Origin of the sequence: Inquilinus sp. YAF38 (genome assembly GCF_052113205.1) — a bacterium.
Taxonomy (GTDB): domain Bacteria; phylum Pseudomonadota; class Alphaproteobacteria; order DSM-16000; family Inquilinaceae; genus Inquilinus.
Genome location: NZ_JBFRCU010000171.1, coordinates 1 through 5,261, shown reverse-complemented (window position 1 = coordinate 5,261; position 5,261 = coordinate 1). Strand labels below are relative to the sequence as shown.

Here is a 5,261-nt window from a genome sequence, read left to right as displayed (position 1 = left end):
GTCTTCTCCTCCGCGGCGGACAGCGTGGTCGGGGCCAATGCCGACCGGATCACCGATTTCAGCCACGCTCAGGGGGACAAGATCGACCTGTCGGCGATCGATGCCAACACCGGCGCCGCCGGCGACCAGGCCTTCAGCTTCATCGGCACCGGCCTCTACACCGACCATGCCGGCGAGCTGCGATACTCCGTGGCCGGCGGCATCACCACCATCGCCGGTGACCTCAACGGCGACGGCACCTCTGACTTCCACATCCAGCTCACCGGCGCCATCGGCCTGGTCGCGGCCGACTTCGTTCTGTAGCCACGACCAGCACCGGACCTTCGCCGCGGCCGGGATATCGGCCGCGGCGATCTTGTCTGGCGGGGCTGAGTCCGGCCGCGATACGGACGATACAAATCTCCCCGCCTCGCGACATCCTGGCGATACGTCCGGCGGCTAGTGTCCCCTGCAGGCCGCCGCATCGGACGGCCCGATCCGGAAGGGGCATTCACGTGACGGTCTTCAACGGCGACGAAAGCGACAACATCATCAGCGGCTCGATCGGAGACGATCAGATCTCCGGCTTCGGCGGCAACGACCAGCTCTTCGGCAATGCGGGCGTCGACATCGTCTATGCCGGCACGGGCAACGACCTGGCCAATGGTGGTGCCGATAACGATTTCATCAGCGGCGACGCCGGCGACGACACCCTGAACGGCGATGCCGGCGATGATGCGCTGCTGGGGAGCGACGGCACCGACACGCTGAACGGCGGCGACGGCGACGACACGCTGAATGGCGGCGACGGCACCGACACGCTGAACGGCGGCGACGGCGCCGACTATCTCTTAGGCGGCGTCGGCGCCGACACGTTGAATGGGGGCGCCGGCATTGACGCCGTCACCTACATCTTCAGCTCGGCCGGCGGCGTGACGGCGACGATCGGCGGAATCGGCTCCGGCGGCGAAGCGCAGGGCGACGTGATCGGCGCCGATATCGAGAGCATCGAGGGCACCGATGGCTATAACGACATTCTGACCGGATCGGCCGCGGACAACACTCTGACCGGAGCGGGCGGCGACGACATCCTGCTCGGGCTCGGCGGCTTCGACAGCCTGTATGGTTCCACGGGAAACGACACGCTGATCGGTGGCGCCGATAACGACGGCCTGCTGGGCGAGGCCGGCGACGACCTTCTGCAGGGTGATGACGGCGCCGACACGCTGAACGGCGGGATTGGCGATGACATCCTAATTGGCGGAGAAGGCTTCGATTCCCTGGCCGGCGACGCCGGCGACGATTTCCTGCGTGGCGGCGCCGGGGGAGGCGTCCTGGATGGCGGCGATGGCATCGACACCGCCACCTATTTCGACAGCATCGGCGGCGTCACCGTCAATCTGACGACGTTTAGCGCGGTGGGCGGCGACGGGTCGTTCCAAACGATCATCGTCGAGGATGTCACCGGCTCGGCCGGCTTCGGCGACACGCTGACCGGCGATGCCGGCGCCAACCGGCTTGTCGGCCTGGGCGGCGACGATATCCTGGACGGGAAGGACGGTCAGAACATCCTGCAGGGCGGCGACGGCAACGACCTGCTTCGCGGCGGCGGTGGGGCCGATGTGCTGGATGGCGGCACCGGCATCGACACCGTCAGCTACAGCACCAGCTACACCTACGGTGGCGTGCGGATCGATCTTGCAACCGGCCTGGCCAGCGGCGCCGACGCCCATCGCGACCTGATCTCCGGGATCGAGAACATCGAGGGCACCTACGGCTATGACGATGTGCTGACGGGCGATGCGGGCGCCAACACCTTGACCGGCATCGGCGGCAACGACACGCTCTACGGTGGCGGCGGCAACGACATCCTCCGCGGCGGCCTCGGCGCCGACAAGCTCGATGGCGGCGCCGGCATCGATCTCGCCTCCTATTTCGACAGCAGCGCGGGCGTGACGGCCAACCTGGCCACCGGGCTCGGCACGGGCAGCGATGCCCAGGGCGACACCTATGCGGATGTCGAGAACGTCAACGGCAGCCAGTTCGCCGACACGCTGATCGGCGATGCCGGCATCAATGCCCTGGCCGGGTTCGGGGGCAATGACGTTCTTCGTGCCGGCGCCGGCGCAGACGCGCTCGACGGCGGCGTGGGCATCGACACCGCCTCCTATTATGACAGCAGCGCTGGCGTCAGCGTCAATCTGAGCACCGGGATCGGCACGGGCAGCGACGCACAGGGCGACACCTATGCCGGCATCGAGAACGTCAACGGCAGCCAGCTCGGCGACACGCTGACCGGCAATGCCGGTGCCAATGCGCTGGCCGGGTATGGCGGCGACGACACCCTCATCGGCGGCGCCGGCGCCGACGCGCTGGACGGCGGCAACAACATCGACACCGCCTCTTACGCCAGCAGCGTCGCGGCTGTAATCGTCAACCTGGCCACCGGCGGGACCGGTGGCGACGCCCAGGGCGACACCTACGCCAACATCGAGAACGTCACCGGCTCGTCCGCCGCCGACAGCCTCACCGGCAACGGCGCAGCGAACGCCCTGAACGGCGGCGCCGGCACCGACACGATGACCGGACTGGGCGGCGCCGACCGCTTCGTCTTCAGCTCCGCGGCGCACAGCGCGGTCGGGGCCAATGCCGACCGGATTGCCGATTTCAGCCATGCCCAAGGGGATCGGATAGACCTATCGGCGATCGACGCCGACACCGGCACCGCCGGCGATCAGGCCTTCAGCTTCATCGGCACCGGCCTCTACACCGGTGTCGCGGGGCAACTTCGGTTCTCCGTGGCCGGCGGCATCACCACCATCGCCGGCGACCTCAACGGCGACGGCACCTCCGACTTCCACATCCAGCTCACCGGCTCCATCGGGCTGGTCGCGGCCGACTTCGTTCTGTAGCCACAACCAACATCGGACCTTCGCCGCGGCCAGGGCATCGGCCGCGGCGATCTTGTCTGCCGCGGCTGAATCCAGCCGCGATACGGACGATACAAATCTCCTCGCTCCGCGACATCCTGGCGATACGTCCGGTGACTATTGTCCCTGCAGGCCGCCGCGTCGGACGGCCCGATCCGGAAGGAAAAATCAAATGGCGGTCTTCAACGGCGACGACAACGACAATATCATCAACGGCTCGGCCGACACGGATTCGATCTTCGGCAACGGCGGCAACGACCAGATCTTCGGCGATGCCGGCAACGACTTCGTCTTAGCCGGTGCGGGCAATGACCTGGCCAATGGCGGTGCCGACAATGATTTCATCAGCGGCAACGGCGGCGACGACATCGTAAACGGCGACGCCGGCAATGATACGCTGCAGGGGAGCGACGGCGCCGATACGCTGAACGGCGGCGACGGCAGCGACGCTCTCGAAGGCGGCGCCGGCGCCGACATCCTCAATGGCGGGGACGGCATCGACGTCGTCACCTACGCCACGACCTCGGCCGGCGGCGTGACGGTGACGATCGGCGGCGGCATCGGCTCCGGCGGAGACGCGCAGGGCGACGTGATCGGCGCCGATGTCGAGAACATCGAGGGCACCAATGCCTTTGACGACGTCCTGACCGGATCGGACGCGGGCAACATGCTGACTGGTTCGGGCGGCAATGATGTCCTCACCGGCCTCGGCGGGATCGATACTCTCACCGGCGGCAGCGGCGACGACAGCCTGACAGGCGGCGCCGCCAACGACGCGCTGGACGGCGGGATCGGCAATGACATCCTGATTGGTGGCGACGGCTTCGATTATATGGTCGGCGATGTCGGCGACGATTTCATGCATGGCGGCGCCGCGAACGACCTTCTGAGCGCCGGCGACGGCATCGACACCATCACCTATTTCGACAGCAGCGCCGGCGTCACCATCAATCTGACGACGGTTACCGCGTCGGGCGGCGACGCGGCAGGCGACATGATCAGCGGCGTCGAAGACATCATCGGCTCGGCCGGCTTCGACGACACGCTGACCGGCGATGTCGGCGCCAACCGGCTTGTCGGCCTGGGCGGCGGCGATGTCCTGGACGGGATGGACGGCGCCGACGTCCTGTTCGGCGGCGACGGGAACGATCTGCTTCGCGGCGGCAGCGGTGCCGATGTGCTAGATGGCGGCGCCGGCGTCGACACCGTCAGCTACAGCACGAGCTACACCTTCGCTGGCGTGCGGGTCGATCTGGCCTCCGGCCTGGCCGTCGGCGGCGACGCCCAGCACGACATTTTATCCGGGATCGAGAATGTCGAAGGCACCTTCGACTATAACGATGTGCTGACGGGCGATGCGGGCGCCAGCACCCTGAGCGGCCTCGGCGGCAACGACAGGCTCTTCGGCGGCGGCGGCAACGACGTCCTCCTCGGCGGCATCGGTGCCGACGCACTCGACGGCGGCACGGGCATCGACACCGCCTCCTATGTCGACAGCGCCACCGGCGTGACGGCCAACCTGGCCACCGGGGTCGGGACAAGCGGCGACGCTCAGGGCGACACCTATGCCGGGATCGAGAACATCGCCGGCAGCCAGTTCGCCGACACCCTGACCGGCACTGCCGGCGCCAATGCGCTGGCCGGGTTCGACGGCAACGATGTCCTTCGTGGTGGTGCCGGTGCCGACGCGCTCGATGGGGGCGCCGGCATCGACCTCGCATCCTATTACGACAGCGTCGCCGGCGTGACCGTCAACCTCAGCACCGGGACCGGCACCGGCGGCGACGCCCAGGGCGATACCCTGGTCGGGATCGAGAACGTCAATGGCAGCCAGCTTGGCGATACGCTGACCGGCAATGCCGGCGCCAACGCGCTGGCCGGGTATGGCGGCGACGACACCCTCATCGGCGGTGCCGGCGCCGACGCGCTCGACGGCGGCAACAACATCGACACCGCCTCCTATGCCGGCAGCGTCGCGGCTGTGACCGTCAACCTGGCCACCGGCGGGACCGGCGGCGACGCGCAGGGCGACACCTATGCCAACATCGAGAACGTCACCGGCTCGTCCGGCGCCGACACCCTCACCGGCAACGGCGCGGCGAACGCCCTGAACGGCGCCGCCGGCAAGGATACCATGACCGGCCTGGGCGGCGCCGACCACTTCGTCTTCTCCTCCGCGGCTGACAGCGTGGTCGGGGCCAATGCCGACCGGATCACCGATTTCAGCCACGCTCAGGGGGACAAGATCGACCTGTCGGCGATCGATGCCAACACCGGCGCCGCCGGCGACCAGGCCTTCAGCTTCATCGGCACCGGCCTCTACACCGACCATGYCGGCGAGCTGCGATACTC

At 68.0% G+C, this 5,261-nt stretch carries 3 protein-coding genes; all 3 read left to right on the top strand.

Annotated elements, in window-relative coordinates; all coding sequences use genetic code 11:
• The coding region (locus AB4Z01_RS35750; RefSeq protein WP_441701555.1) for a M10 family metallopeptidase C-terminal domain-containing protein at nucleotides 1-303 on the top strand (303 nt) is incomplete at its 5' end.
• A gap of 191 nt (nucleotides 304-494) precedes the next feature.
• A complete protein-coding gene (locus AB4Z01_RS35745; protein WP_441701553.1) occupies nucleotides 495-2,891 on the top strand; it encodes a beta strand repeat-containing protein in 2,397 nt (798 codons plus the stop codon).
• Between the two features lie 190 nt (nucleotides 2,892-3,081).
• On the top strand, nucleotides 3,082-5,261 hold a 2,180-nt coding region (locus tag AB4Z01_RS35740), incomplete at its 3' end, for a calcium-binding protein (protein ID WP_441701552.1).